The 24,338-nt window shown below is 73.7% G+C and carries 24 protein-coding genes; 8 read left to right on the top strand and 16 right to left on the bottom strand.

What is annotated here, in order from left to right; translation table 11 throughout:
- The first annotated feature begins 59 nt into the window (after positions 1 to 59).
- Together ACZ4V6_RS16540 and ACZ4V6_RS16535 are read left to right on the top strand one after the other, a co-directional pair.
- Positions 60 to 116 (top strand): trp operon leader peptide, encoded by a 57-nt coding sequence (locus tag ACZ4V6_RS16540; RefSeq protein ID WP_215167924.1) that lies wholly within the window; start codon positions 60 to 62, stop codon positions 114 to 116.
- 105 nt (positions 117 to 221) lie between these two features.
- Complete coding sequence (locus tag ACZ4V6_RS16535; RefSeq protein WP_467827527.1) at positions 222 to 2,204, top strand: anthranilate synthase family protein; 1,983 nt, start codon at positions 222 to 224, stop codon at positions 2,202 to 2,204.
- Here the strand turns inward: ACZ4V6_RS16535 and ACZ4V6_RS16530 are convergent.
- The 4 genes from ACZ4V6_RS16530 to ACZ4V6_RS16515 all read right to left on the bottom strand — a co-directional run bounded on the left by ACZ4V6_RS16530 (position 2,156) and on the right by ACZ4V6_RS16515 (position 5,984).
- Positions 2,156 to 3,151 (bottom strand): 2-hydroxyacid dehydrogenase, encoded by a 996-nt coding sequence (locus tag ACZ4V6_RS16530; protein ID WP_467827525.1) that lies wholly within the window; start codon positions 3,149 to 3,151, stop codon positions 2,156 to 2,158. The two genes, ACZ4V6_RS16535 and ACZ4V6_RS16530, sit on opposite strands and share 49 nt — an antisense overlap.
- An 88-nt stretch (positions 3,152 to 3,239) precedes the next feature.
- Positions 3,240 to 3,917, bottom strand: coding sequence for a response regulator (locus tag ACZ4V6_RS16525; RefSeq protein ID WP_467827522.1), 678 nt, complete (start codon positions 3,915 to 3,917; stop codon positions 3,240 to 3,242).
- Positions 3,914 to 5,164 (bottom strand): MacS family sensor histidine kinase, encoded by a 1,251-nt coding sequence (gene macS, locus ACZ4V6_RS16520; protein ID WP_467827519.1) that lies wholly within the window; start codon positions 5,162 to 5,164, stop codon positions 3,914 to 3,916. Before macS ends, ACZ4V6_RS16525 begins: the two co-directional genes overlap by 4 nt.
- Positions 5,165 to 5,189: 25 nt before the next feature.
- Positions 5,190 to 5,984 (bottom strand): lysophospholipid acyltransferase family protein, encoded by a 795-nt coding sequence (locus ACZ4V6_RS16515; RefSeq protein WP_467828241.1) that lies wholly within the window; start codon positions 5,982 to 5,984, stop codon positions 5,190 to 5,192.
- A 178-nt stretch (positions 5,985 to 6,162) separates the two neighbouring features.
- Here ACZ4V6_RS16515 and ACZ4V6_RS16510 point away from each other — a divergent pair, with 178 nt between their 5' ends.
- Entirely contained in the window at positions 6,163 to 6,966 is an 804-nt protein-coding gene (locus tag ACZ4V6_RS16510; RefSeq protein ID WP_467827517.1) for an alpha/beta hydrolase, read from the top strand.
- Entirely contained in the window at positions 6,959 to 7,621 is a 663-nt protein-coding gene (locus ACZ4V6_RS16505; RefSeq protein ID WP_467827515.1) for a hypothetical protein, read from the top strand. Before ACZ4V6_RS16510 ends, ACZ4V6_RS16505 begins: the two co-directional genes overlap by 8 nt.
- A 29-nt stretch (positions 7,622 to 7,650) precedes the next feature.
- On the opposite strand, the gene ACZ4V6_RS16500 is transcribed toward ACZ4V6_RS16505, so the two are convergent.
- The 6 genes from ACZ4V6_RS16500 to ACZ4V6_RS16475 all read right to left on the bottom strand — a co-directional run bounded on the left by ACZ4V6_RS16500 (position 7,651) and on the right by ACZ4V6_RS16475 (position 12,918).
- On the bottom strand, positions 7,651 to 8,397 hold the full coding sequence (locus ACZ4V6_RS16500) for an endonuclease/exonuclease/phosphatase family protein (protein WP_467827513.1): 747 nt from the start codon (positions 8,395 to 8,397) through the stop codon (positions 7,651 to 7,653).
- A gap of 131 nt (positions 8,398 to 8,528) precedes the next feature.
- Complete coding sequence (locus tag ACZ4V6_RS16495) at positions 8,529 to 9,482, bottom strand: ROK family glucokinase (protein WP_467827511.1); 954 nt, start codon at positions 9,480 to 9,482, stop codon at positions 8,529 to 8,531.
- Between the two features lie 55 nt (positions 9,483 to 9,537).
- The gene (locus ACZ4V6_RS16490; RefSeq protein WP_467827509.1) at positions 9,538 to 10,071 is read right to left on the bottom strand and encodes a DUF5304 domain-containing protein; all 534 of its coding nucleotides are present in this window, start codon (positions 10,069 to 10,071) and stop codon (positions 9,538 to 9,540) included.
- Positions 10,072 to 10,128: 57 nt separating this feature from the next.
- Complete coding sequence (locus ACZ4V6_RS16485; RefSeq protein ID WP_467827506.1) at positions 10,129 to 11,310, bottom strand: ArsA family ATPase; 1,182 nt, start codon at positions 11,308 to 11,310, stop codon at positions 10,129 to 10,131.
- Positions 11,311 to 11,541: 231 nt separating this feature from the next.
- Entirely contained in the window at positions 11,542 to 11,982 is a 441-nt protein-coding gene (locus ACZ4V6_RS16480; protein ID WP_467827504.1) for an SRPBCC family protein, read from the bottom strand.
- A 138-nt stretch (positions 11,983 to 12,120) separates the two neighbouring features.
- Entirely contained in the window at positions 12,121 to 12,918 is a 798-nt protein-coding gene (locus ACZ4V6_RS16475; protein WP_467827502.1) for a metallophosphoesterase family protein, read from the bottom strand.
- Between the two features lie 310 nt (positions 12,919 to 13,228).
- Between ACZ4V6_RS16475 and ACZ4V6_RS16470 the strand changes: the two genes are divergently transcribed.
- On the top strand, positions 13,229 to 15,064 hold the full coding sequence (locus ACZ4V6_RS16470; RefSeq protein WP_467827499.1) for an AMP-dependent synthetase/ligase: 1,836 nt from the start codon (positions 13,229 to 13,231) through the stop codon (positions 15,062 to 15,064).
- A gap of 121 nt (positions 15,065 to 15,185) precedes the next feature.
- Here ACZ4V6_RS16470 and ACZ4V6_RS16465 read toward each other — a convergent pair whose 3' ends face one another.
- On the bottom strand, positions 15,186 to 16,328 hold the full coding sequence (locus ACZ4V6_RS16465; protein ID WP_467827498.1) for a glycosyltransferase family 4 protein: 1,143 nt from the start codon (positions 16,326 to 16,328) through the stop codon (positions 15,186 to 15,188).
- A gap of 121 nt (positions 16,329 to 16,449) precedes the next feature.
- On the opposite strand from ACZ4V6_RS16465, the gene ACZ4V6_RS16460 reads away from it, so the two are divergent.
- Entirely contained in the window at positions 16,450 to 17,700 is a 1,251-nt protein-coding gene (locus tag ACZ4V6_RS16460) for a glycosyltransferase 87 family protein (RefSeq protein WP_467827497.1), read from the top strand.
- Here the strand turns inward: ACZ4V6_RS16460 and ACZ4V6_RS16455 are convergent.
- The 5 genes from ACZ4V6_RS16455 to ACZ4V6_RS16435 all read right to left on the bottom strand — a co-directional run bounded on the left by ACZ4V6_RS16455 (position 17,657) and on the right by ACZ4V6_RS16435 (position 23,113).
- Entirely contained in the window at positions 17,657 to 18,856 is a 1,200-nt protein-coding gene (locus tag ACZ4V6_RS16455) for a hypothetical protein (RefSeq protein WP_467827495.1), read from the bottom strand. The two genes, ACZ4V6_RS16460 and ACZ4V6_RS16455, sit on opposite strands and share 44 nt — an antisense overlap.
- A gap of 49 nt (positions 18,857 to 18,905) precedes the next feature.
- On the bottom strand, positions 18,906 to 19,922 hold the full coding sequence (locus tag ACZ4V6_RS16450; RefSeq protein ID WP_467827493.1) for a C40 family peptidase: 1,017 nt from the start codon (positions 19,920 to 19,922) through the stop codon (positions 18,906 to 18,908).
- 212 nt (positions 19,923 to 20,134) lie between these two features.
- Positions 20,135 to 21,175 (bottom strand): C40 family peptidase, encoded by a 1,041-nt coding sequence (locus tag ACZ4V6_RS16445; protein WP_467827491.1) that lies wholly within the window; start codon positions 21,173 to 21,175, stop codon positions 20,135 to 20,137.
- 266 nt (positions 21,176 to 21,441) lie between these two features.
- Positions 21,442 to 22,791 carry an NYN domain-containing protein gene (locus ACZ4V6_RS16440; protein ID WP_467827489.1) on the bottom strand — a complete coding sequence of 450 codons (1,350 nt, stop codon included), beginning with the start codon at positions 22,789 to 22,791 and terminating at the stop codon, positions 21,442 to 21,444.
- A gap of 82 nt (positions 22,792 to 22,873) precedes the next feature.
- Entirely contained in the window at positions 22,874 to 23,113 is a 240-nt protein-coding gene (locus ACZ4V6_RS16435; RefSeq protein ID WP_077797604.1) for a hypothetical protein, read from the bottom strand.
- A 157-nt stretch (positions 23,114 to 23,270) separates the two neighbouring features.
- On the opposite strand from ACZ4V6_RS16435, the gene ACZ4V6_RS16430 reads away from it, so the two are divergent.
- Positions 23,271 to 24,032: a rhomboid family intramembrane serine protease gene (locus ACZ4V6_RS16430; RefSeq protein ID WP_467827486.1), complete on the top strand. Its 762-nt coding sequence runs from the start codon at positions 23,271 to 23,273 to the stop codon at positions 24,030 to 24,032.
- Positions 24,029 to 24,310 carry an Lrp/AsnC family transcriptional regulator gene (locus tag ACZ4V6_RS16425; RefSeq protein ID WP_077797603.1) on the top strand — a complete coding sequence of 94 codons (282 nt, stop codon included), beginning with the start codon at positions 24,029 to 24,031 and terminating at the stop codon, positions 24,308 to 24,310. Before ACZ4V6_RS16430 ends, ACZ4V6_RS16425 begins: the two co-directional genes overlap by 4 nt.
- Positions 24,311 to 24,338: the final 28 nt, after the last annotated feature.

Here is a 24,338-nt window from a genome sequence, read left to right as displayed (position 1 = left end):
AGGGAGTGAGACACGGAGAACGCCCTGCGGACGGGCCGGGGTGGGGTACGCTGCGCCGTATGTTCGCGCACTCGACCCAGAACTGGTGGTGGACCGCTCCTCCGGCGGCCCGCTGACTGCGCGTACCCAAGACTTCGCGAAGGCCGCCCGAGAGGCGGCCTTCGGTGTTTTCGCGACCGGGGCCGTTCCTCTCACCGAGAGAACGAGAAGGACACGGACCCATGCCACAGTTCGACCTGCGCGCCCTGACCGCCGACGACCGCCCGTTCGCCCTGCTCCGCCGTCGCACCCCGGGCCACGACCACGACACCGTGGAACTGCTGCTCGGCCCGGTGACGGAACACGACCGGCTCGCCGGCCTGCCCGACGAGGGGCTGGCGCTGGTGCCCTTCCGGCAGATCCGCGAGCGCGGCTTCGACGTGCGCGACGACGGCACACCGCTGCTGGTGCTGACCCCCGAGGAGCGGTACGGCATCCCGCTCGCCGACGCCCTGGAGCAACTGCCCGCCCACGACGTCCGCGTCGAGGGCGGCGGCTTCGACGTGGACGACGAGGAGTACGCGCGGATCGTCGGGCGGGTGCTGGACGAGGAGATCGGGCGGGGCGAGGGCGCCAACTTCGTCATCCGGCGGACGTACGAGGGGCGCGTCCCCGGGTTCGGGCGCGCCGACGCGCTCGCCCTGTTCCGGCGGCTGCTGGTGGGCGAGCGGGGAGCGTACTGGACCTTCGTGGTGCACACCGGGGACCGGACGCTGGTGGGCGCCAGCCCCGAGGTGCACGTGCGGATGTCCGGCGGGAGGAGCGAGCGCGAAGCGCTCTCGGCCGGGGGCGGTGGGGGGAGGCGGGCGGGCGGCACCGTCGTCATGAACCCGATCAGCGGGACGTACCGCTACCCCGCCGGGGGGCCGACCCCCGGGCACCTGCTGGACTTCCTCGCCGACGGCAAGGAGATCGAGGAGCTGTCGATGGTGGTCGACGAGGAGCTCAAGATGATGTGCACCGTCGGCGACATGGGCGGCGTCGTCGTCGGGCCCCGGCTGAAGGAGATGGCGCACCTCGCGCACACCGAGTACGAGCTGCGCGGCCGTTCCTCGCTGGACGTGCGGGAGGTGCTGCGGGAGACGATGTTCGCGGCGACGGTGACCGGCTCGCCGGTGCAGAATGCCTGCCGGGTCATCGAGCGGCACGAGGTCGGGGGACGGCGCTACTACGCGGGCGCGCTGGCACTGCTCGGCCGGGACGCGGGCGGTGCGCAGACCCTCGACTCCCCCATCCTCATCCGCACCGCCGACATCGACGCCGACGGGCGGCTGCGGGTGCCGGTCGGCGCCACGCTGGTGCGGGGCTCGGACCCGGCGGGCGAGGTCGCGGAGACGCACGCCAAGGCGGCCGGGGTGCTGGAGGCGCTGGGGGTGCGTCCCGCCCGGCCGCGTGCGGAGGCGGAGCGGCCGAAACTGGCCGACGATCCCCGGGTGCGGGCGGCGCTGGACGGGCGCCGGGCCTCGCTGGCGCCTTTCTGGCTGCGGATGCAGGAGGCGTCGGACGCGCTCACGGGGCACGCCCTGGTCGTCGACGCGGAGGACACCTTCACCGCGATGCTCGCCCATGTGCTGCGCTCGGCCGGGCTCGGCGTCACCGTGCGGCGCTACGACGAGCCGGGGCTGCGCGAGGCGGTGCTCGGGCACGACGGCCCGGTGGTGCTGGGCCCCGGCCCCGGCGACCCCTCCGACACCGCCGATCCCAAGATGCGCTTCCTGCGCACGCTGACCGCCGACGTGCTCCTCCCCCACGCCCGGCTCCGCTCGCGCGGGGGGACCCCCACCGGCCGGCACGGCGTCCTCGGGGTCTGCCTCGGGCACGAGCTGATCGCGGCCGAGTTGGGGCTGGACATCGTCCGCAAGGAGGTGCCGTACCAGGGGGCGCAGACGGAGATCGACCTGTTCGGGCGGCGGGAGACGGTCGGCTTCTACAACAGCTTCACCGCCCGTTGCGACGACGAGGCGGCCGCCGAGCTGGCGGCGCACGGCATCGAGGTGAGCCGGAGCGCCGCGCACGAGGTGCACGCGCTGCGCGGCCCGGGCTTCGCCGGCGTGCAGTTCCATCCGGAGTCGGTGCTGTCGCTGAACGGCGCGGCGATCGTGCGGGAGCTGGCCGGTCAGCTGCGCGGCACGAGCACGTTCTCCGAACGGCGGCCGGCCCGGTAGTCGAGGACGTTCTTCACCGTGGCGTCGACGATCTGCCGGACGGCGTCCTCGGTGTAGTACGCCTGGTGGGAGGTGACCAGGACGTTCGGGAAGGTGACGAGGCGGGCCAGGGTGTCGTCGGCGATGGCCTCCAGGGACTTGTCGAGGAAGAACAGGCCCGCCTCCGCCTCGTACACGTCCAGGCCCACGCCGGTGAAGCGGCCCGCGCGCAGTTCGCCGACCAGGGCCGCGGTGTCGATCAGCCCGCCCCGGCTGGAGTTGACCAGGATCGCGTCGTCCCTCATCGCCTTCAGGGCGTTCGCGTCGATCAGGTGCTGGGTCTCGGCCATCAGCGGGACGTGCAGGCTGACCAGGTCGGACTCGGCGAGCAGCTCGTCCTTCGGGACGTAGCGCATGCCCAGCTCCAGGCAGGCGGGGTTCTCGGCGACGTCCCAGCCGAGCAGCCGCATGCCGAAGCCGTGGGCGATGCGGGTGAAGGCCTCGCCGATCCTGCCGGTGCCGAGCACGCCGGCGGTGCGGCCGTGCAGGTCGCGGCCCATCAGGCCGTGCAGGCGGAAGTCGAAGTCGCGGGTGCGGGTGGAGGCCCGCACCACGCGGCGGTTGACGGCCATGGCGAGGGTCCAGGCGAACTCGGCGACCGAGTACGGCGAGTAGGACGAGACCCGGGCGACGGTGATGCCGAGCCGTTCGGCCGTGTCGAGGTCGACGTTGTTGAAGCCGGTGGAGCGCTGGGCGACCATCCGGGTGCCGCCGGCCGCGAGGGTCTCCAGGACGCGGGCGCCCAGGTCGGCGTTGACGGAGGTGGAGACGATCTCGCGGCCGGCCGCGATGGGGGCGGTGTCCTCGGTGAGGAAGACGTCCAGGCAGTGGACGTCGTGGCGGCCGTGGAAGGCCTCCTCGATCAGGGGCCTCTCGTCGGCCTGGACGCCGAAGGCCAGGATCTCCATGACCGCTCCCGTTCCGCTGGGCTCCGGGCCGAATATACGGCGCCGGGCCCGCGGGCGCCGGTTTACGGGGAGAGACCCCGGGCTCGGGTCAGGCGTCGTCCAGACCCCGTTCTATCGCGTACCGCACGAGCTCCACCCGGTTGTGCAGCTGGAGCTTGCCCAGGGTGTTCTGGACGTGGTTCTGCACGGTGCGGTGGGAGATGACGAGGCGTTCGGCGATCTGCTTGTAGCTCAGGCCCTTGGCGACCAGGCGCAGCACCTCGGTCTCGCGGTCGGTGAGCCGGGGCGCCCCCGGCTCACCGGTCCCGGCCGCGGGGGCCGGTTCGGAGGCGAGGCGGCGGTACTCGCCGAGGACCAGTCCGGCCAGTCCCGGGGTGAAGACGGCGTCGCCGACGGCGGTGCGGCGCACCGCGTCCCGCAGCTCCTCGGTGGAGGCCGACTTGAGCAGGTACCCGGTGGCGCCGGACTTCACCGCCTCCAGCACGTCGGCGTGCTCCCCGCTCGCGGACAGCACGAGGACGCGCAGCGTCGGGTCGGCACCGACGACCTCCTTGCAGACCTGGGCGCCGGGCTTGCCGGGCAGGTTCAGGTCGAGCACGAGGACGTCGGGGGCGGCGGCCCGGGCGCGGCGCACCGCCTGGTCGCCGTCGCCGGCGGTGGCGACCACCTCGAAGCCGGACTCGGCGAGGTCCCGGGCCACGGCGTCGCGCCACATCGGGTGGTCGTCGACCACCATGACCTTGATCGGATCCTGTCGCTCGGTCATCGGTCCGCCTTCCCCCGTGCGGTGCTGCTGGTGTCCATGGAAGTACCGGGCGCCTTCGGCGCCCTGAGTTCGACCTCGGTGCCCTGTCCGGGCACCGAGATCAGCTCGGCCGTGCCGCCGAGGTCGCGCAGCCGGCCCCGGATGGACAGGGCGACGCCGAGCCGCCCCTCGCCCTCGGCCTCGGCGAGCCGTCCCTCGGGGATGCCGGGTCCCTCGTCGCGGACGGTGACGATCACCTCGTCCGGCTCGTCCTCGACGAGGATCCACGCGCGCGCGTCCTCGCCGACGTGCTTGCGGACGTTGTCCAGGGCGGCGCCGACGGCCGCGGCGAGCTCGCGTGCCGCGGCGGGGGCCAGCCGCACCGGGGCCCCGGGCCCGGCGAGGTTCACCCGCGAGCCGGCGTACGGGGCGAGCAGGGCGAGCAGGTCGACGGGTCCGTCCGGGGCCTCGCCCTCCGGTTCCTCGACCAGCCGGACGACGGCGCCCTCGGCGGTGTCCTCCGACGCCCGGGAGACGGGGACCAGGCCGCCGGAGACCAGGGTGCGCAGCGCGACCTCCTGTTCGCCGGCCATGCGGCCCAGCTCGGCCGCCTCGCCGCCGATGACGGCGCCGCGCCGCTGCACCATCGCCAGCACCTGGAGGACGCTGTCGTGGATGTCGCGGGCGAGCCGCTCGCGTTCCCTGGTCGCCGCCTCGATCTCCAGGGCGCGGGCGAGGGTGCGCTCGGAGGCGCGGGCGACCTCGACGACGTAGCCGATGGCGATGGAGGCGACCCAGACGAGGATCACGTTGTGGACGGTGTCGCGGGCCGGGGTGCCGCGCTCGACGAGGTTGGCGACGGCGACGAGGGTGGAGGCCACGGCCGCCCAGCGCCAGCCGCCCTTGATGGCGAAGGCCAGGACGGAGCCGGCGGTCCATATCGACGGCAGGGTCGGCCCGCCGTCCATGACCCGCTCGTGCGCGTCGGCGAACGGGGTGAGCAGGACGCCGGTGAGCGCGACCGCGAGGTCGGCGGCGAGGAAGCCCTTGGTGCAGCTGACCGCGCCCGAGACCTTGGGGAGGGTCGCCAGGGTCCAGACGAAGAGGACGGCGTAGTAGGCGACGGCGAGCCAGGGCCGGGTGAAGCCGGACCAGGCCGTGGTGAAGAAACCGATCGCGTACAGCATGGTGAGCACGCGGTAGCCGGCGAGCGCGCGCCACAGCGGCTGCTCGACCGACATCTTCATGACTTTCTCGCGCCTGGCCATGTCCCCACCCCCGGTACCGGCCCGGCTAGGGCTCGGTCCCCCGCTCGGCGGCCCCGTCCCGTCCGGCCGCCTTCTCCTTCGCGCTCTGTTCCTTCTCCGCCCGGGCGAGCGCGGCCTTCGCCGCCTTGCCCGCCTCCTTCTCGGCCTTCGCCGCCTCCGCGAGCTGCCGCTTCATGGCGGTCGCGTACATGTCGACGTACTCCTGGCCGGAGAGCTTCATGATCTCGTACATGACCTCGTCGGTCACCGCGCGGAGCACGAAGCGGTCGTGCTCCATGCCCTGGTAGCGGCTGAAGTCCAGGGGCTTGCCGATGCGGATGCCGGGACGCATCAGCTTCGGCACCACCTTGCCGGGCGGCTGGATCTTCTCGGTGTCGATCATGGCGACCGGAATGACGGGGGCGCCGGTGGCGAGCGTCACGCGGGCGAGGCCGCCGGGCTTGCCGCGGTAGAGCCTGCCGTCCGGGGAGCGCGTGCCCTCGGGGTAGATGCCGAACAGCTCGCCGCGCTCCAGGACCTCTATGCCGCTCTTGATCGCGGCCTCGCCGGCGCCGCGCGCGCCGGAGCGGTCCACGGGGAGCTGGCCGACGCCCTTGAAGAACGCGGCCGTCAGCCGGCCCTTGACCCCGGGGGTGTTGAAGTACTCGGCCTTGGCGATGAAGGTCACCTTGCGGTCGAGGACGGCCGGCAGGAAGAAGGAGTCGGAGAACGACAGGTGGTTGCTCGCCAGAATGGCGGGGCCGTCGGCCGGAATGTGCTCCAGACCTTCCACCCAGGGCCGGAAGGCGAGCTTCAGCGAACCCCCGACGGTGACCTTCATCGCGCCGTACAACAACCGAGTGCCTCCTGAGTCTGTGGGTCAGACCCTATCCCGGGGCGCCGCCGATGGCTCCGACGGCCCTGGTCGGTGCCCGTGCGGTCGCGTACGGTGAGGTACCCGCAAGTACCGCACACGACGTGCCGGCTGTGCCGGCCCCCTGACGACAGGAGACCGAGACGTGCCGGTCCTGCCCGGAGCCGAGCCGTTCCGCCACGAGGGCGGGGAGACCGGCGTCCTCCTCTGCCACGGTTTCACCGGATCCCCGCAGTCGCTGCGCCCGTGGGCCCGTCATCTCGCGGAGCGCGATCTGACCGTCGCGCTGCCGCTGCTGCCCGGGCACGGCACGCGCTGGCAGGACCTGCAGGTCACCGGCTGGCAGGACTGGTACGCGGAGGTGGACCGCGAGCTGCGCGCCCTGCGGGAACGCTGCGCGCGCGTGTTCGTGGCCGGCCTGTCGATGGGCGGGGCCCTGGCGCTGCGGCTCGCCGCGAAGCACGGGGACGCGGTGTCGGGCGTCGTGGTCGTCAACCCGGCGAACCGGATGCACGGCGTGGCCCAGCACGCCCTGCCGGTCCTGCGCCACCTGCTGCCCGCGACGAAGGGCATCGCCAGCGACATCGCCAAGCCGCTCGGCACGGAGCTGGGGTACGACAGGGTGCCGCTGCACGCGGCCCACTCGCTGCGTGGGTTCTTCCGGCTCGCGGACGGCGATCTGCCGCAGGTCACGCAGCCGCTGCTGTTGCTGCGCAGCCCGCAGGACCACGTGGTGCCGCCGGCCGACTCGGCGCGGATCCTCGGCCGGGTGTCGTCGACGGACGTCACGGAGGTCCTGCTGGAACAGAGCTACCACGTGGCGACGTTGGACCACGACGCGGACCGGATCTTCGCGGAGAGCGTCGCGTTCATCGGCCGGCTCGCGCCCGGTTCCGTCAAGGAGCCCGGGCCCGGTCTCGGTGAGGAAGGGACGACCGCAAGTGGCTGAGCACGACTCCGACCGCGAGGGCCGGGAGAAGCGGGAGAAGCGGGAGGAGCGGAACGTGGACCGGGACCGGGAGCTGGAGCGGGAGGCCGGGCGGGAGCGCCCCGGGGGCCGGGAGCCCGGGGAGGAGCGTGTGCCCCAGGAGCAGTCCGCGCCCCTCGACGAGGACGCGGTCTGGGCGGCGATCGTCGCCGGGTACGGGGAGGAGCCGCCGGATCCGCCGGGCTCCAGGCCGTTCAGGTCGGTGGAGGACCTGGCTCTGCCGGAGCCGGAGACGAACGACGACGAGCCCGAGCCGGAACGGCCCGCCCCGGCCCGGCCGCTGGGCAGCTCCGTCGCCTTCGCCCCGGGCGTCGGACCGCGCGACCACAGCCTGGCCGAGCCCTCCGACGACGATCTCGGCGAGGACGACGAGGGCCACTTCGTGCCGCCCGAGCCGCCGCCGCTGCCCGAGGGCGACACCACGGCGAAGTTCGCCTGGCTGGGCGTGCTCGGCGGCCCGGTGCTGCTCCTGCTGGCGGTGGTGCTCGGCTGGGACATGACCTGGTGGCTGACGACCCTGAGCATCGGCGGCTTCCTCGGCGGCTTCGCCACGCTGGTCATGCGGATGCGGACGGACGACGAGGACGACGACCCGGGGCGGGGCGCGGTGGTCTGAGGCCGGTGGCCCCCGGCCGCCGGCCGGTCTCAGGCCGCGGGCACGCGGAGGGCGGCCAGGACCGGGAGGTGGTCCGTGGCCGCCCTCAGGTCGTCCTCGGCCACCCCGGGCAGCCCCGTCGGCACCCCGCAGCCCAGCACCTCGACGCCCTCGGTGGCGAAGAGCGCGTCGATGCGCTGGTGGGGGTCGGCGGCGGTGGAGGTGTACTCGCCGCCCCGGGGCGCGGCGGTCCAGCAGTCCCGCAGCCCGTCGCCGAGCCGCCGGAAGGTGCGCCCGCCGGGGCGTTCGTTCAGGTCGCCGCCCGCCACCACGTGCTCCACGCCCATCGTGGCGACCTGCTCGAGGAGCAGGCCGGCCTGCGCGTACCGCTCGTCCTTCTGCAGCGACAGGTGACAGCTCACGACGCCGAGCCGGGCCCCGCCGAAGCGGACCACGGCGGTGGCGAAGCCCCGGCGGTGCAGGCCGGGGGTGAGCGGGAGCAGGACGTCCTCGGTGCGCTCCACGGTGGCCCGCAGGGAGCACAGCAGCGCCGGTCCGGCGGCCGGGGCTCCCCCGGAGAGGATCACCAGCCCGGAGGCCGCGGCGAGCCGGGCGAGCTTCTTGCGCCAGCGGAAGAAGCGGGGGGCCTCCTGGAGGAGGACGAGGTCCGGGGCGCAGGCGGCGATCACGCGGGCGAGGGCGTCGGTGTCGTCGCGCATCGAGCGGATGTTGTAGACGAGGACCCGGATGACGGCGGAACCGTCGGGTTCGGTGCGGGAGTTGGGGAGCGGCTCCATGTGGATCACAGTACGCCCGACGGCTCGGGGTTCGCGGGCGACCGCCGGTACGTCGTGGCCTGTCGCGCCCGCGGGGCGGAGCCCCTGACGGACTCCGCCCCGCGCCCCTGAGGACGTGCGCCGAACGGCTGTTACATGATCGGGTCGGGCTCGCGGGCCAGGTCGGCCGCGCCCACCAGGCCCGCCTTGTTGCCGAGCTGGGCGGCGATCACGTCGGCGACCGGACGCCAGTTGCCGCCGACCAGCCACCGCTTGTACGACTTGCGGATCGGGTCGAGGACCAGGTCGCCCTCGTCGGAGAGGCCGCCGCCGACGATGAAGGCGGACGGGTCGAAGAGCGAGGCCAGGTCGGCGAGGCCGGCGCCGGCCCAGCGGGCCAGCTCGCGGTAGGAGTCGACCGCGACCGGGCAGCCCTGCCGGGCGGCGACCGAGATGTGCTTGCCCTCGATGCCGTCGGGGGTGCCGTCGCCGAGCGCGAGCAGCACCTCGGCGCGCTCGGGGGTGGCGTTGGCGCGCTGCTTGGCGTAGCGCACGAGGGCGCGGCCGGAGGCGTACTGCTCCCAGCAGCCCTGCGAGCCGCAGCCGCACAGCAGACCGTCCGGCACCATGCGGATGTGGCCGAACTCGGCGGCCACGCCGAAGTGGCCGCGGCGCAGCTTGTTGCCGATGATGATGCCGCCACCGAGGCCGGTGCCGAGCGTGATGCAGATGACGTTGCGGTGGCCCTTGCCGGCGCCGAACTTGTACTCGCCCCAGGCCGCGGCGTTGGCGTCGTTCTCCACGACGACCGGCAGGCCGACGCGGGCCTCGACCTTCTCCTTGAGCGGCTCGTTGCGCCAGTCGATGTTCGGCGCGAAGTAGACCGTCGAGCGCTGGCGGTTGACGTAGCCGGCGGCGCCGATGCCCACGCCGACGATCTCGTGCCCCGCGCGCGCTCCCTCCACCGCCGAGGCGATGGCGTCCACGATGGCCTCGGCTGTGGTGGGGGTCGGCACCTTGAAGGTCGAGAGGATGTTGCCTTCCTCGTCGACCACGCCGGCCGCGATCTTCGTGCCGCCGATGTCGACGCCGATGGTGAGTCCCATGAATCCCTCAGTTTCGGTCGAGCCCCGCTACGGCCAACCGTACCCGAGGGGGGCCTCAGTCCAAGTCGATACGCTGGCCGGGGCCGGTGCCCTCGTCGCCGTCGTCGCGGGGTTCGTCCAGGTCACGGGGGTCCTCGGGGCCGGTCGTCCCGGTGGTCCAGCGGCGTTCCTGGTTCTGGACGGCGGAGCGGTAGGCGGCGAGGAGTTCACCGCCGGCGGCCGCGAGGTGGTCGAAAACATCCGGATTGCGCTCGATGACCGGTTCGACGGCGGCCTTGGCCTGCTGGACGACCTGCCGGACCACCTGCTGGGCGGCGGGTCCGGCGACCTGGCCGAGCAGCGGGGACTGGAGGCCGGACAGCTTCTCCGCGACCGCGTCGACGAGCCTGCGCAGCTCCTCGGCGGCCGAGCCCGGCGGCGGCCCCTGCTCGGCACGGCGGCGGGCCTTCTCGGCCTCCAGGTCCTCGGCGCACGCCGTCGCCCAGGCGTCGGCGTCGGTCGCCCGCGCCCCGTCGGCCGGTCCGGCCGGCCCGACCGCGTCGGCCTCGTCGTGGCGAGCGGCCTCGGACGGGGGGAGATCTTCGCTCATGACGGACTCCTGACTACGGTTCGTCCTTACGACGTTACCCGAACGGGCGTGGCGGGATCAGCGTCCCCGCGGCCACAGCCGGGGGTCCGGCGCGAAGCGGACGGCGAGGGTGTCCTCCCGCAGGGCGGCCCCGTCGACGGCGCAGCGGCGCAGCGCGGACGGCAGCGGCACGATCCGGCGGAACGGACCGGCGGTGACGACCAGTTCGTCGCCGCGCCGGACGAGGTCGAGTTCCTCGCGTATGGCGCCGGGCAGCGGGAGGTGCCAGACGAGGACGCCGTCGTCGGCCAGCCGGTCGGTGACGGGCCACTCGACCGGGGTGGCGTCCCGGTTGACGCCCGGCGTGTCGAGGGCGGCCAGGTCGTCCGTGCCCCGCGGGTCCCGGCCGAGGTGGGCGACGGTGCGGACGTCGTACGTCCCCTGCCACTCCTCCAGCGCCTTGCGCTGCTGGGCGAGGGGACCGGCGAGCCAGCTGTCCGCGGGGGCGTCCTCGGGCAGGACGCGGTTGGCGACCAGCAGGTCGGTGCGCAGGCCGCGCAGGGCGAGGCCGAGGCGGGCGGTGCGGAGCGCCTCCGCGCCGGCGGGGCCGGGTTCGGCGACGAGCCGCACGACGGTGTTCCGGTCGGCGAGGACGGCCTCGGTGGCGGCCAGTTCCAGGTCCCAGCGGGCGGCGGCCTCGTACAGCGACTCGGCGGGCACGGGGACGCCCGCGAGCCGGCCCAGGACGGGACGCAGGGCGCGGGCGGCCTGCCGCTCGGGCGGGAGCAGGCGGCGCAGGTAGCGGCGCAGTTCCTCGGGCAGGGCGAGCAGGGCGAGGGCGCGCGGGGCGGCCGGGAGGTCGACGACGACGAGCTCGTGGGAGCCGGCGCCCTCGGCGAGGGCGGCGTCGCGCAGGGCGCGCAGCAGCGCGAGTTCGTCGGCGCCGGGCAGGGGGGTGAGCTCCTCGGCGTCCAGGCGGGCGGCACCGAGCAGATCGAGGGCGGAGGCGGCGCGGTCCTGGAGGGCGGCGAGACCGTCCCGGAAGCCCTGGGCGGCGTCGGGCCGCCGGACGGTGAGGCCGGGTTCGACACGAGCCGGTTCTGGGCCGGTGCGCACCCCGAGCGCGGCACCGAGGGTGTCCTCGCGGTCGGCGCCGAGCAGAAGGGTGCGGGTGCCGGCACGGGCTGCGGCGAGCGCGGTGGCGGCCGCGACGGTCGTACGACCGCTGCCGCCCGGGCCCGTGATCAGGATGGTGCGCATGAGGCTGAACGGTACCTTCGCCCCCGCCCCCGGCGACCGCACCGCCCACCGCGCCCTCGCCCGCCGCGCACCGCCCCGGCAGCGGCGCGCGGCCACGGGGAACGCCCGCGGCCGCGGCTCACGACGCGGGCGTCCGCTGCCGGGCGGAGCCGTCCGTGCCGCCGGGCCGTCGCCGGGCCGGCCGCGGTCGGCGCGCGTCCCGTGCGCGACCTGTCCGCCGGCCCGGACCCGCTACTTCGGGGACGTCTCCACGCGCTTCTTCAAGCCCGCCAGCGCCCGGTCGATGATGACCTTCTCGGCCTTGCGCTTGATCATGCCGAGCATCGGGATCTTGACGTCGACCGTGAGCCGGTAGGTGACCTCCGTGCCCGCTCCGGCCGGCCGGAGCAGGTAGGAGCCGTCGAGCGAGCGCAGCATCTGGGACTTGACCAGCGTCCAGGACACCTCGTGGTCGCCGGTCCAGGTGTACGCCAGCGTCTGGTCGTCCTTGATCGCCCCGGCGTCCATGACGAGTCGGACCTGCTCGGCACGCCCCTGGGCGTCGGTCGCGAGGACCTGCGCCTCCTTCACCTCACCGGTCCAGTCCGGGTAGCGGGCGAAGTCGGCGATCACCTCCATGACGTCGGCCGGTGCCGCCTCGATCGTGATGCTCGAGCTGGTGTGTTCCGCCATCGCCGTGGCTCCTCCAGATGCGGGCCGGGTACTGAGGGTCGTCGTGCGCGGAGCGCGCACGTGTGTGCCGCGTGAAGGCTATCGCGCACGGGCAAAGCGGATGTCACCACCCGTCCGCGACAGTCCGGCCGTCCGGGCTCACCACTCCAGCGCCCACGGCCTCCCCGTCGACGCGAAGTGGCCGACGTTCACGCACTCGGTGGCCCCGATCCGCATCCGCCGCGCCAGCGGCTGGTGCACGTGGCCGAACAGGGCGTAGCGGGGCCGGGTCCGCCGGATCGCGTCCAGCAGCGCACGGCTGCCCCGCTCGAAGCGCCGCGCCACCGTGTCGTAGACCAGCTCCGGCACCTCGGGCGGGATGTGCGTGCACAGCACGTCCACCTCGCCGACGGCCTCGATCTTCGCGGCGTACTCCTCGTCCCCGATCTCGTACGGCGTGCGCATCGGGGTGCGCAGGCCGCCGCCGACGAAGCCGAAGACCCGGCCGCCGATCTCGACGCGCTCCCCGTCCAGCACGGTCGTGCCCGGTCCGGCGTACTCCGGCCACAGGGACGGCATGTCGACGTTGCCGTAGGTGGCGTACGTGGGAGTGGGGAACGCGGCGAACAGCTCGGTGTACTGCCCCCGCACCGCCCGCTCGATCAGCGTGGCCCGCTCCTCGCCGACGCCCGCCCACAGGCGCTGCCCGAACTCCCGCGCCTCGGCGAAGCGGCGGGCGGTGCGCAGCTCGACGATGCGGTCGGCGTTGGCCTCGCCGAACAGCTCGGGGAAGATGCCGCGCGAGTGGTCGGCGTAGTCGAGGAAGAGGACCAGGTCCCCCAGGCAGATCAGGGCGTCGGCGCCGTCGCCGGCCCTGGCCAGGTCGCGCGCGTTGCCGTGCACGTCGCTCACCACGTGGACGCGCGTCGTCGTGTTACGGGCCGGTGCGGGTGACATGACGATCAAGCGTAGGCGTGTGCGGCATACGTGAACAGTGGCGGCCGGACCTGCGGTTACTGGCTGGTCGGTGAAGACGTCGACTACTCTGCGCCATGGAAACCCCGCCCGTGTGACGCAGCGAACATCTCGCGGGGACCCCCTGTCGGAGACGCCATACCGGCGGGTAACGTCCGGGCAGTCCAGTCGTGCTCAGGATTCCACCATGTGAACGGAACATGTGTCGTCCACGAGCACTTGCCCGAGCCTTGGACCGCACCGTCGCATCGCACAACGTCGTGGCGCCGGCGCCCTATGAGGAGCAGCAGTCTTGCGCGAGTTCAGCCTTCCGGCTTTGTACGAGGTCCCTGCGGACGGAAATCTGACCGACATCATCCGCAGAAACGCCGCGCAGCACCCCGACGTCGCCGTCATCGCCCGCAAGGTGAGCGAAGCGAAATGGGGGTCCCCCCGGACGGAGTCCGGGGGAGGTACCTGGCAGGACGTGAGCGCCCGCGACTTCCGCGCCGAGGTGCACGCCGCCGCCAAGGGGCTCATCGCCTCCGGTGTCCAGCCGGGCGACCGGGTCGGGCTGATGTCCCGCACGCGCTACGAGTGGACCCTGCTGGACTTCGCGATCTGGAGCGCGGGCGCGATCACCGTGCCGGTGTACGAGACCAGCTCGCCGGAGCAGGTGCAGTGGATCCTCGGCGACTCGGGCGCCACGGCGTGCGTCGTGGAGTCGGCCGGGCACGCCGCCGCCGTGGAGTCGGTGCGCGAGCAGCTGCCCGCCCTCAAGAACGTCTGGCAGATCGACGCCGGGGCCGTGGAGGAGCTGGGGCGCCTCGGCGGGGACGTCACGGACGAGGCGGTCGAGGAGCGCAGCTCGATCGCGAAGGCCGACGACCCGGCGACCATCGTCTACACCTCGGGCACCACCGGCCGCCCCAAGGGCTGCGTGCTCACCCACCGCAGCTTCTTCGCCGAGTGCGGCAACGTCGTCGAGCGCCTGCGCCCCCTGTTCCGCACGGGCGAGTGCTCCGTCCTGCTCTTCCTCCCGCTGGCCCACGTCTTCGGCCGCCTCGTTCAGGTCGCGCCGATGATCGCGCCGATCAAGCTGGGCTGCGTCCCGGACATCAAGAACCTCACCGACGAACTGGCCGCGTTCCGGCCCACGCTGATCCTGGGCGTGCCGCGCGTCTTCGAGAAGGTCTACAACTCGGCGCGCGCCAAGGCGCAGGCCGACGGCAAGGGCAAGATCTTCGACAAGGCCGCCGACACGGCGATCGCGTACAGCAAGGCCCTGGACGCCCCGTCGGGCCCGTCCCTCGGCCTGAGGGTCAAGCACAAGGTCTTCGACAAGCTCGTCTACAGCAAGCTCCGCACGGTCCTCGGCGGACGCGGCGAGTACGCCATCTCCGGCGGCGCGCCCCTCGGCGAGCGGCTCGGCCACTTCTTCCGCGGCATCGGCTTCACGGTCCTGGAGGGCTACGGCCTGACCGAGTCCTGTGCGGCCACCGCCTTCAACCCCTGGGACCGGCAGAAGATCGGCACGGTGGGCCAGCCGCTGCCCGGCTCGGTGGTGCGCATCGCGGACGACGGGGAGGTGCTGCTGCACGGCGAGCACCTGTTCAAGGAGTACTGGAACAACCCGGGCGCGACCGCGGAGGCGCTGGCCGACGGCTGGTTCCACACCGGTGACATCGGCACCCTCGACGAGGACGGCTACCTGCGCATCACCGGCCGCAAGAAGGAGATCATCGTCACCGCCGGCGGCAAGAACGTCGCCCCGGCCGTGATCGAGGACCGCATCCGGGCGCACGCTCTGGTCGCGGAGTGCATGGTGGTCGGCGACGGGCGGCCCTTCGTGGGGGCGCTGGTCACCGTGGACGAGGAGTTCCTCGGCCGCTGGTGCGCGGACCACGGCAAGCCGGCCGGCTCCACGGTGGCGTCGCTGCGGGAGGACCCGGACCTGCTCGCCGCGATCCAGTCGGCGGTCGACGACGGCAACGCGGCGGTGTCGAAGGCGGAGTCGGTGCGGAAGTTCCGTGTGCTGGGGGCTCAGTTCACGGAGGAGTCGGGGCACTTGACGCCGTCGCTGAAGCTGAAGCGGAACGTGGTGGCGAAGGACTACGCGGACGAGATCGAGGCGCTCTACGCCAAGTAGGGCCGCCTTCCGGGGCGGTGGGCGCGGTGGGCCGGCGGCTCCCGGCGCACCGCGGCCGGGCGCGCGGTTGCCCGCGCCCCGGGGCGGCGTGCCGCGCTCCGCGGCCGAAGGGCTCCCCGTGTCACAGCAACGCCTTCAGGTGTTCCGCCAGGAGGTCCCAGCGCCACTTCTCCTCGACCCAGGTCCTGCCCCGTTCGCCCATCCTCCGGCGCAGTTCCGGGTCGCCGAGGAGGGTGACGATCCGGTCGGCCGCCTGGTCGGCGTCGCCGCCCCGTACGACCCACCCCGTCTCACCGTCGAGCACCGCGTCCGGCGCGCCGCCGGAGTCGCCTGCGACGACGGGCAGGCCGGTCGCGGAGGCCTCCAGGTAGACGATGCCGAGTCCCTCCACGTCCAGTCCGCCCCGCCGGGTGCGGCACGGCATGGCGAAGACGTCCCCGGCGCCGTAGTGCGCGGGCAGCTCGGCCCACGGCACGGCGCCGGTGAAGCGGACGGAGGCGGCGACGCCGGTGTCCCGGGCGAGGCCGCGCAGGTCCTTCTCGTAGGGGCCGCCGCCGACGATCAGCAGGACGGCTGCGGGCTCGGCGGCGAGGATGCGCGGCATGGCCCGGATCAGCGTGTCCTGGCCCTTGCGCGGCACCAGCCGGGAGACGCACACCACCACGGGCCGGTCGGTCAGCCCGAGCCGGGCCCGCACCTCGTCGCCGCCGCTGTCCGGGTGGAAGGTCTTCTCGTCCACGCCCGGCGGCAGCTGCACCATCCGCGCGGCGGCCTGCGGGGTCAGCGCGCCCGCGATCCGCGAGCGCGTGTACTCGCCGAGGTAGGTGATCGTGTCCGTCGACTCCCCGATCCGGCGCAGCAGCTGCCGGGCGGCGGGCAGCTGGGCCCAGCCGGCCTCGTGCCCGTGGGTGGTGGCGACGATCCGCTCGGCGCCCGCCCGGCGCAGGGCGGGCGCCATCAGTCCGAGGGGCGCCGCCGCCCCGAACCACACCGACGTGCACCCGTGCTCGCGCAGCAGCCCGACCGCCCGCCGGGTCGCGCCCGGCGTCGGCAGCAGCATCGTCGTACGGTCGCGCACGACGGTGAAGGGCTGCTCGGCGTCGAAGGCGGCGGTCGCCTCGACGCCCTCCCGGCTCCGCTTCCAGGTGGAGGCGTAGACGACCAGCCGTTCGGGGTCCAGGCGCAGCGCCATGTTGTGCAGGAAGGCCTGGATGCCGCCCGGGCGGGGCGGGAAGTCGTTCGTCACGATCAGGGTCTTGCGCATCGCCGCCGACCCTACCGAACCCGCCGTCCGGGGCGGGGCCCGGCCGTGTCTGCGGCCCACCCGCGCGGGGCGGGGACATCATGGGACACCGGCACGGCACACGCGGACGGGCAGGGAGCACGTGGAGACGACGGACGCGGGACGGTCCCCGGTGCGGCCGCTGACGGCCTGGGGCGTCACGCGGCTGGTGCTGCTGCTGTTCGTGCTGAAGGTGCTGGTCTTCCCGGGCCCCGACGTCACCGGCGACGTGTCGGTCATCTACCGGGGCTGGTACGACGTCCTGCGCACCGGAACGTTTCCGCTGGACGACGTCACCTGGCAGTACCCGCCCGCCGCGGCGCTCGCGGTCCTCTCCCCCGGCCTGCTGCCCTTCCTGGACTACCCCACCGCCTTCTTCGCGCTGGCCTGCGTCGCGGACCTGACGGTCCTTACGCTGCTGCTGCGGGCCGGACGGGGACGCGGCCGGTCCCGGCTCGGCGTCTGGGTGTGGGTGGCGGGCGTCCCGCTGCTCGGGCCGACGGTGTACGCCCGGTACGACGTGATGGTCACCGCGGTCGCGGTGGCCGCGCTGCTCGCCGCCGGGCGGCACCCGCGGACGGCGGGCGTCCTGGCGGCGCTCGGCGCGCTGCTGAAGGTGTGGCCGGCCCTGGTGCTCGCCGGCGTGCGGGGGCGCGGCGCCTGGACGGCGGCGGCTCTGGTCGGCGCCGGCCTGGCCGCGCTGTCCGCCGTGGCCGTGCCCGGCGCGTTCGCGTTCCTGACGTTCCAGCGCGAGCGGGGCACCGAGGTGGAGTCGCTGGGCTCGCTGGTCCTGCACATCGCCCGACACCACGGCTGGGACGGAGCGGTGCTGCTCAACTACGGCTCCGTCGAGTTCCTCGGCCCTCACGTGGGCACGGTGAGCACGGTCGCCCTCGCGCTGACGGCGACGGCGTTCGGCTGGCTGCTGCTGTGGCGGCTCGCGGCCACGCGGTTCGCGGCGCACACCGCGGCGGACGCGGCCCTCACGGCGGTGCTGGTGTTCACGGTGACCAGCAGGGTGATCAGCCCCCAGTACATGGTCTGGCTGGTCGGCCTCGCCGCGGTCTGCGGGTGCTTCCCGGCGAGCCGGATGCGGGTGCCGGCCGCGCTGGTGCTGGCGGCGAGCGCGGTGACGGTGCTGGAGTTCCCCGTCTGGTTCGCGCACGTGGTGGCGAGCGACCCGCTGGGCGTCACGCTCCTGTTCGTCCGCAACGGCCTGCTGGTGGCGGCCGCGCTCGTCGCGGCCCGCGCCCTGTGGCGCGACACCGTGCCGCGCGGGGGACCGCGGCGGTCCGCCGGGTCCGGGCGGCTCAGCCGAGCTCGGTCCGCAGATACTCCCGCCACCGCGCCGTGAACTCCCCCTCCGTCGTCCCGAGCACGTCCCGCATCGCGTCCTCGACCGCGCCCGCGCGCCCGTCGTGGGCGTCGTGGGCGCCCACCGCGCGGTAGAAGGCGTTCAGCCGGTCCTCGCCCCACCGGTCGGCGATCATCCGGCAGGCCAGCCAGCCGCCCTCGTAGGCGCGGGCGAGTTCGTCCGCCTCGCCGGTGAAGCCGAAGTCCTCGTCCGTGGGCAGCCCGCCGGGCACCCGGCCCTCGGACACCGCGCGGGCCAGTTCGGAGGCGGCCCGGGACGGCACGCGTCCGTCGGCGCGGTAGCCGACCCAGTCGGCATAGCCCTCGGACAGCCACAGGGGCGTGGCGGCGGTGGTGTGGACGCGCGTGGCGACGTGGGTGGTCTCGTGGGTGAGCACGACCCGTCTGCCGAGGGTGCCGAGCAGTCCGTACGCGTCGGGGTTGACGACGATCCGGTCGGCGGGCGCGCGTTCCCGGCCGCCCGTCTCGCCGGTGGTGACCGCGGCGATGCCCCGGTAGGAGGAGGCGGGCGAGCCGAGCAGCCCCGCCATCCCCTCCAGCGACCGGGGCACCAGGACGACGATCCGGCGGGCCCAGTCGCCGTCCCAGGCGTCGGACACCGCCGGCACGGCGCGGTCGGCCAGGTCCGCGTAGTCGCCCAGCGTCCCGGCGGACTGCCCGACGCCGAGGACGAGGCTGTGCTCGCCCCGCACCACCCGTACCGGGCCCTGGTCCCACGGCTGCTGGCCGGACTGCTTCGCGGGCCGGTCGGAGTCGACGGACCACCGTCCGTCCCCGTCCCGGCTCAGCCGCACGGTGCGGGCGGTCGTCAGGGCGCCCCGGTCGTAGCCCTCGACGCGGTAGCTGAGGTCCGCGTCGGCGGTGACGGTGTCACCGGTGCGGTGCACGCCGGTCACGCGGTACGACCAGGCGGCCAGCGGGACCGCGCTCAGGTTCCCGAAGCCGCTCCCGGCGCCGGTGCGGGCCCAGGCGGCCTCGTCGTGGGCGAGGACGGCCCGGGCGCGCCGGTCCAGGACCTGCTGGACCTCGGCCCGGACGGGGTCGGCCGCGGTCCGGCCGCCGCAGGCCACGAGGGAGACCAGCAGCAGGCACAGCGCCACCACCGAGGAACCCGACACCCGCCTTCGACCAGCCACCCCTCCGATCGTACGGGCGCCGGGCCGCAGGGGCCGGGGTTCGGGGAGGTCAGACCCTGGTGACCGAGGAGACCGGCATCATGCCGACCGGGTCGTAGCGCACCGGGGCGCCGGGGTGCGGCGCGTGGATCACCTGGCCGTTGCCGGCGTACATGCCGATGTGGCTGGCGTCGTCCCGGTAGGCGACCAGGTCGCCGGGCCGCGCCTCGGAGAGCGGGATCCGCCGGCCCGCGTACCGCTGCGCCTGCGAGGTGCGCGGCAGGCCGACCCCGGCCTGGGCGTACGCCCACTGGATGAGCCCCGAGCAGTCGAAGCCGGAGGGGCCGTTGGCGCCCCAGACGTAGGGCCTGCCGAGCGCGGAGCGGGCGGCGGCGAAGGCGGCCGCCGCCCGGCCGGAGGCGGGCACGGCGCCGCCGAGGGCGGCCAGGTCGGCGCGACCGGAGCGGGAGGCGCGGCCGTAGGCGGCGCGTTCGCCGGCCGGCAGGGTGCCGAGCAGCCGCCGGGCCTCGGCGAGCTTGCGCTCGACGGTCTTCTTGTGGGCGGCGACGGCCTTGCGGCCCTTCTCCAGCTCGGCGAGCTTGCGCGCGGCCTCGGCACGGTCCTGGGCGATTTCGCGCAGGACCCCCTGGAGCTCCCTGAGCTCGCCGGCCTCGTGCGTGCTGATCCGGTCGAGCACGGAGGCCTTGTCGAGGTAGTCGTCCGGGTCGGCGGAGAGCAGCAGGACGAGGGCCGGGTCGACGCCGCCCGAGCGGTACTGGGCCCCGGCGAGCGAGCCGAGCCCGTCCCGCACGGTGTTGATCCGCTCCTGCTTGCGGGCGATCTCGTCCTGCGCGGCGTCGACCTGCTCGCGCAGGACGTCGACGCGCTCGTCGGCCTTGTTGTAGGCCTCGGTCGCCTTCTCGGCCTCCGTGTGGAGGCGGTCCACCTCGGCACGCGTGTCGTCGTGCGGCGCGGCCACGGCCGCCGGTACGGCGCCCAGGACGGCGGTGGCGACGGAGAGGAGGCCGATGGCGGCGGTGGCGCCGCGATCGAGCCCGGACGGTGCAAGGCGGCGATGGGACCCCACGGGAAGCCGCGCTCCTTCCGCTGACGGACGGGAAACGCGGCAGACAGTAGCCCCGCTGCGGGGCGGCGACCAACGACCTGGGGAGGGTGCGCGACACGACGCCCCGCCGCTGACGCAGGTCACCGGCGGGGCGGGGGGTCGGAACGCCGTGCCGTGATTCGCCCGAACGGACGGCACGGCCGAGGCGTTCCCGGAAGTTCCCGGAGCGGGGATCAGACGCGGACGCCCCACATGAACGGGCCGCCGATGGTGTTCATCGACTCGTAGCGGACGAACGTGCCGGTGCGCGGCGCGTGCAGGACCTGGCCGTTGCCGGCGTAGAGGCCGACGTGGTGCAGGTCGTTGAAGAAGAAGACGAGGTCGCCGACCTGCAGGTCGCTCATGGAGCTGATGCGGGTGCCGTAGTTGGCCTGGGCCTCGGAGGTGCGGGGTATGTCGACGCCGGCCTGGGCGTAGGCCCAGGAGGTCAGGCCCGAGCAGTCGAAGGAGGAGGGACCGGTGGCGCCGTAGACGTACGGGGTGCCGATCTTGCTCTGGGCGGCGGAGAACGCCGCGCCGGCCCGGCCGGAGGCGGAGGCCGTGGAGCCGGACAGGGCCTGGCGCTCGCTGCTGCGGGTGGCGCGGTCCTGCTCGGCGGTGAGGGCGGCCTTCTCGGCGGCGGTGAGCGTGTTGAGGAGCTTCTGGGCCGAGGAGAGCTTGCCCTGGACCTCCTTCTTCTTCTTGCCCAGTTCGGTGCGGGTGGCGGAGAGGTCCTTGAGCTTCTTGGAGGCCTCGGCGCGCTGCTGGGCGAGGTCGCGCTGCTTCTCCTGGATCTTCTTCAGCGCCTCGACCTGCTGACCGCTGAGCTGGTCGAGCGTGGAGGCCTTGTCCAGGTAGTCGTCCGGGTCGGCGGACAGGAAGAGCTGGAGGGAGGGGTCGATGCCGCCGGAGCGGTACTGGGCGCTGGCCATCGAACCGAGGCCGTCGCGCAGCTCGTTGAGCTCCTCCTGGCCGCGCGCGACGTTGTCCTGGACGGTGGAGATCTCCTTCTGGAGCTTCTCCTGCTTCTCCTTGGCCCCGTTGTACTTCTCGGTGGCCTGCTCGGCCTCTTCGTAGAGCTTGTCGACCTTGGCCTTGACCTCGTCCTTGCTCGGCTTCTCGGTCGGCGCGGCGTTGGCCGCCTGCGAACTGAGAGCGACTGCGGCTGCCGCTGCGGTGGTGAGCACGGTCACACGCGTGCGGCTCGGCTGCTTGGGACGACGGTGGGACGCCACGGAGTCGAGCTCCTTCTGGAGAGGGATCACCCGATCGCGGGTTCGAAGGCGCGGGCGGGTTCGAAGCCAGACCCTAGTGACCAAGTCGTGATGAGTTCAAATCCTCAGGTGAAAATAGTGAGACCAGGGAGGCATATTTTGCCGTGAACTCACGTGCGGTGAACCGCCCTTGACCGTGCGTCGCGCCGAGCGGCCCTCAATTCGGGCAAGCGGCCCGTATGTTGCGCTTGGGGCGGACCGCACCCCGGGGACATACGGTTCGGGGATCAGCCGTGCGAGAACCGCTTGAGGAGGACCACCGAGGCCACCGGCCGCGCCCCCGCCTTCGCCACCCCGTCGGCGACCTCGCGGTCGGTGGAGACGACGATGACCGGCCGGCCCGGCGGCTCGGCCCGCACCAGCTGGCGGATCAGCTCGTCGGCGGTGATCCCGGGCTTGGAGAACAGCACGCGCACCCCGCGCGGCGGCGCCAGCAGCACCGGCGCCGCCAGTTCGGCCCCGTCGAAGACGCAGGTCGTCTCGGCTCCGGTCTGGGCGGCGAGCTGGGAGAGCTGCCCGAGCAGGCGCAGCCGCTGCTTCTCCAGCGGCATCTGCGGGTAGCCGGTCTTGGTGACGTTGTAGCCGTCGACGACCAGATGCGCCTGGGGCAGCGCGAGCAACTGGTCGAGGATGGCGGGGTCGTGCTCGGACAGGGCGCGGGCGGCGATGTCCTTCGGGGTCATCCGGCCGGGCTCGACGGCGTCCACGGTCTCCGCGGGCCGCGCCGACACCGGGGGGAGCGCGAGCTCCCGGCGCAGCCCCTGCGTGGCGTCCAGCAGGGTGTCGAGGAGCAGCCGTACGCGCATGTCCTCGACGCTGCGTCCTTCGCGGGCCGCCCGGCGGCTGGCCTCCAGGGCGGCCTCCGTCTCGCCGAGGCGGGCCTTGAGCCGCCGGCTCTCGCTCTCGGCGGCGGACACCTGGGCGTTCGCCTCACCGCGGACGGTGTCTATCTCGTCCCGCACCTTGCGCAGGGCCGCCTCGCCGCGCTTGACATCGCTGAGGGCCGAGCGCAGCTTGCGGTGCAGCGAATCGGCCTCCTTCTTCGCCGCGTCCAGCTCGCCGCGCAGCCGCTCCGTCTCGGTCCTGGCGTGCTCCCGGACCCGGACCAGCTCCGCCCGCAGCCGTTCCAGCTCCGCGCGGCTCTCCTCGTCGGCGCGCTCGGCGTCCGCGCGCTGCGCCTCCTCGCCGGCGGCGGTCACCAGCTTCACCCAGCCGTGCGGGCGCAGCACGTAGGCCGCGGCCGCCACGTCGAGGGGGTCCGCGGCCGGGGGCGGGGACCCTGAGTCGAGGGCGCCGGCCAGCTCCGGCTGGGCCTGCCGGAACTTCTCGCCTATCCGCTGCCGGAACAGGGGGTCGCTCTCCACGGCGGCGGCCATGGCGTTGCCGGCGAACTTAGCCCGGCGGTTGGGAGCGAAACGGGCGTACTGTCTCAGCTGCGCGGGCAGTTCGCCGAGGGTGAGCGAGCCGAAGCCGTCGGACACGATCTGCACGACCCTGCGGCGCACTCCGTCGGGCAGCGGACGGTCGAGCACCTCAGCGGCGCCGTCGCCCGGCCCCCCGCCGTGTGTCTCCACCATCCGTCACCCCAATGCCTCTGCTGTCCGCACATGCCTGTGCCCGGTCCCGGTAGGGGACCACGGCCCGCGAAGCCCGCTCCCGTCAGGAACCGGCGCCCGGCCTGTCCACCAGTTCCACCTGGTCCACGGCGTTGCACCAGCGGCACCGCACCGACTCGATGGTCTCACTGAGCACCTCGCGCTCCTCGACCGACGGCTCACCGGCCAGATCGAGGTGCACGTACTCGACGACCTTCGAGGCGCGGGTCACGTCGAACCGGGTGAGGTTGCCGCAGAGGGTGCAGCGCCACCGCGTCGTGTCGGTCGGCAGGGGAACCGTCATCGTGGCTGTTCGCTCTCTATCCAGTGTCCGTGACGCGCCGGCCTCCCCGGTGCGTATGGCTCGTAACCCTACGGCCTGGCGGGTACCCGCCGCCCGCGCGTCCACGGCGGCGAGGCGGTATGGGCGGTTGCGTCCGGTTGCGCCATGCTCTGTATCCATGATCCGCAACTGGAGCACGGCGGCCCTCGGGAAGATCAGGACGCTCGGCACGGCCCGCGCCCCGCGGGAGCGCACGGCGCCGGTGACGTACGCGCTGATCGTCCTGTGCTGCGCGCTGTTCCTGATCAGCCCGGCGGCGGGGCTCGATCCGGCCTACGGCTCCGGGGAGGAACAGCTCGCCGCGCAGCGCGCCTGGTTCCGCCGCTGGGGCGTGATCCCCGCAGAACTGTTCGAGGACTCCCCCGGAGCCGTCCTCACCCCCGCGACGGCGCTGTTCGTCCACGGCAGCTGGGTGCACCTGCTCGGCAACATGCTCTTCCTCTACGTCTTCGGCGCGATGACCGAGGCGCGGATGGGCCGGCTCCAGTTCCTGCTGTTCTACCTCGGCTGCGGCTACCTGGCGCTGCTGGGCTACGCGGGGGCCAACGCCCACTCCCAGGAGTCCCTGGTCGGGGCCTCGGGGGCGATCTCCGCGGTCCTCGGCGCGTTCCTCTTCCTGTTCCCGCGGGCCCGGGTGACCAGCCTCCTGCCCTTCCTCCTCTTCCTGCCGCTGCGCCTGCCCGCGTGGGTGGTGCTCCCGTTCTGGGCGTCCCTGCAGTGGATGGCGGCGGGGCGGGCCGGTGGCGGGCCGGGGGTGGCCTACCTCGCGCACCTGGTGGGCTTCGGACTGGGCTTCGTCTTCGCCTGGGTGCGGTTCGGCGGTGGGACTACAGTTGGGGACGTTCCAGCGACGGCCCCCGAGGGAGAGAACCAGCCGTGATCAGCGCGATCGTCCTCATCAAGACCAGCGTGGACCGGATCCCCGAGATCGCGGAGCAGATCGCCTCGCTGGAGAACGTCAGCGAGGTCTTCTCCGTCACCGGCACCTACGACCTGATCGCGATGGTGCGGGTCAACCAGCACGAGGACCTGGCGGAGGTCATCCCCGGCCGGATCAGCAAGATCCCGGGCGTGGAGGGCACGGACACCCACGTGGCGTTCCGCACGTACTCGCAGCACGACCTGGAGGCGGCCTTCGCCATCGGCCTGGACAACTAGGGAACCAGGGCCCGAAGACCGTGCCGCC

The sequence above is a fragment of the Streptomyces sp. NPDC029152 genome, from assembly GCF_055564355.1.
This window is presented reverse-complemented; position numbering and strand designations above follow the sequence as displayed.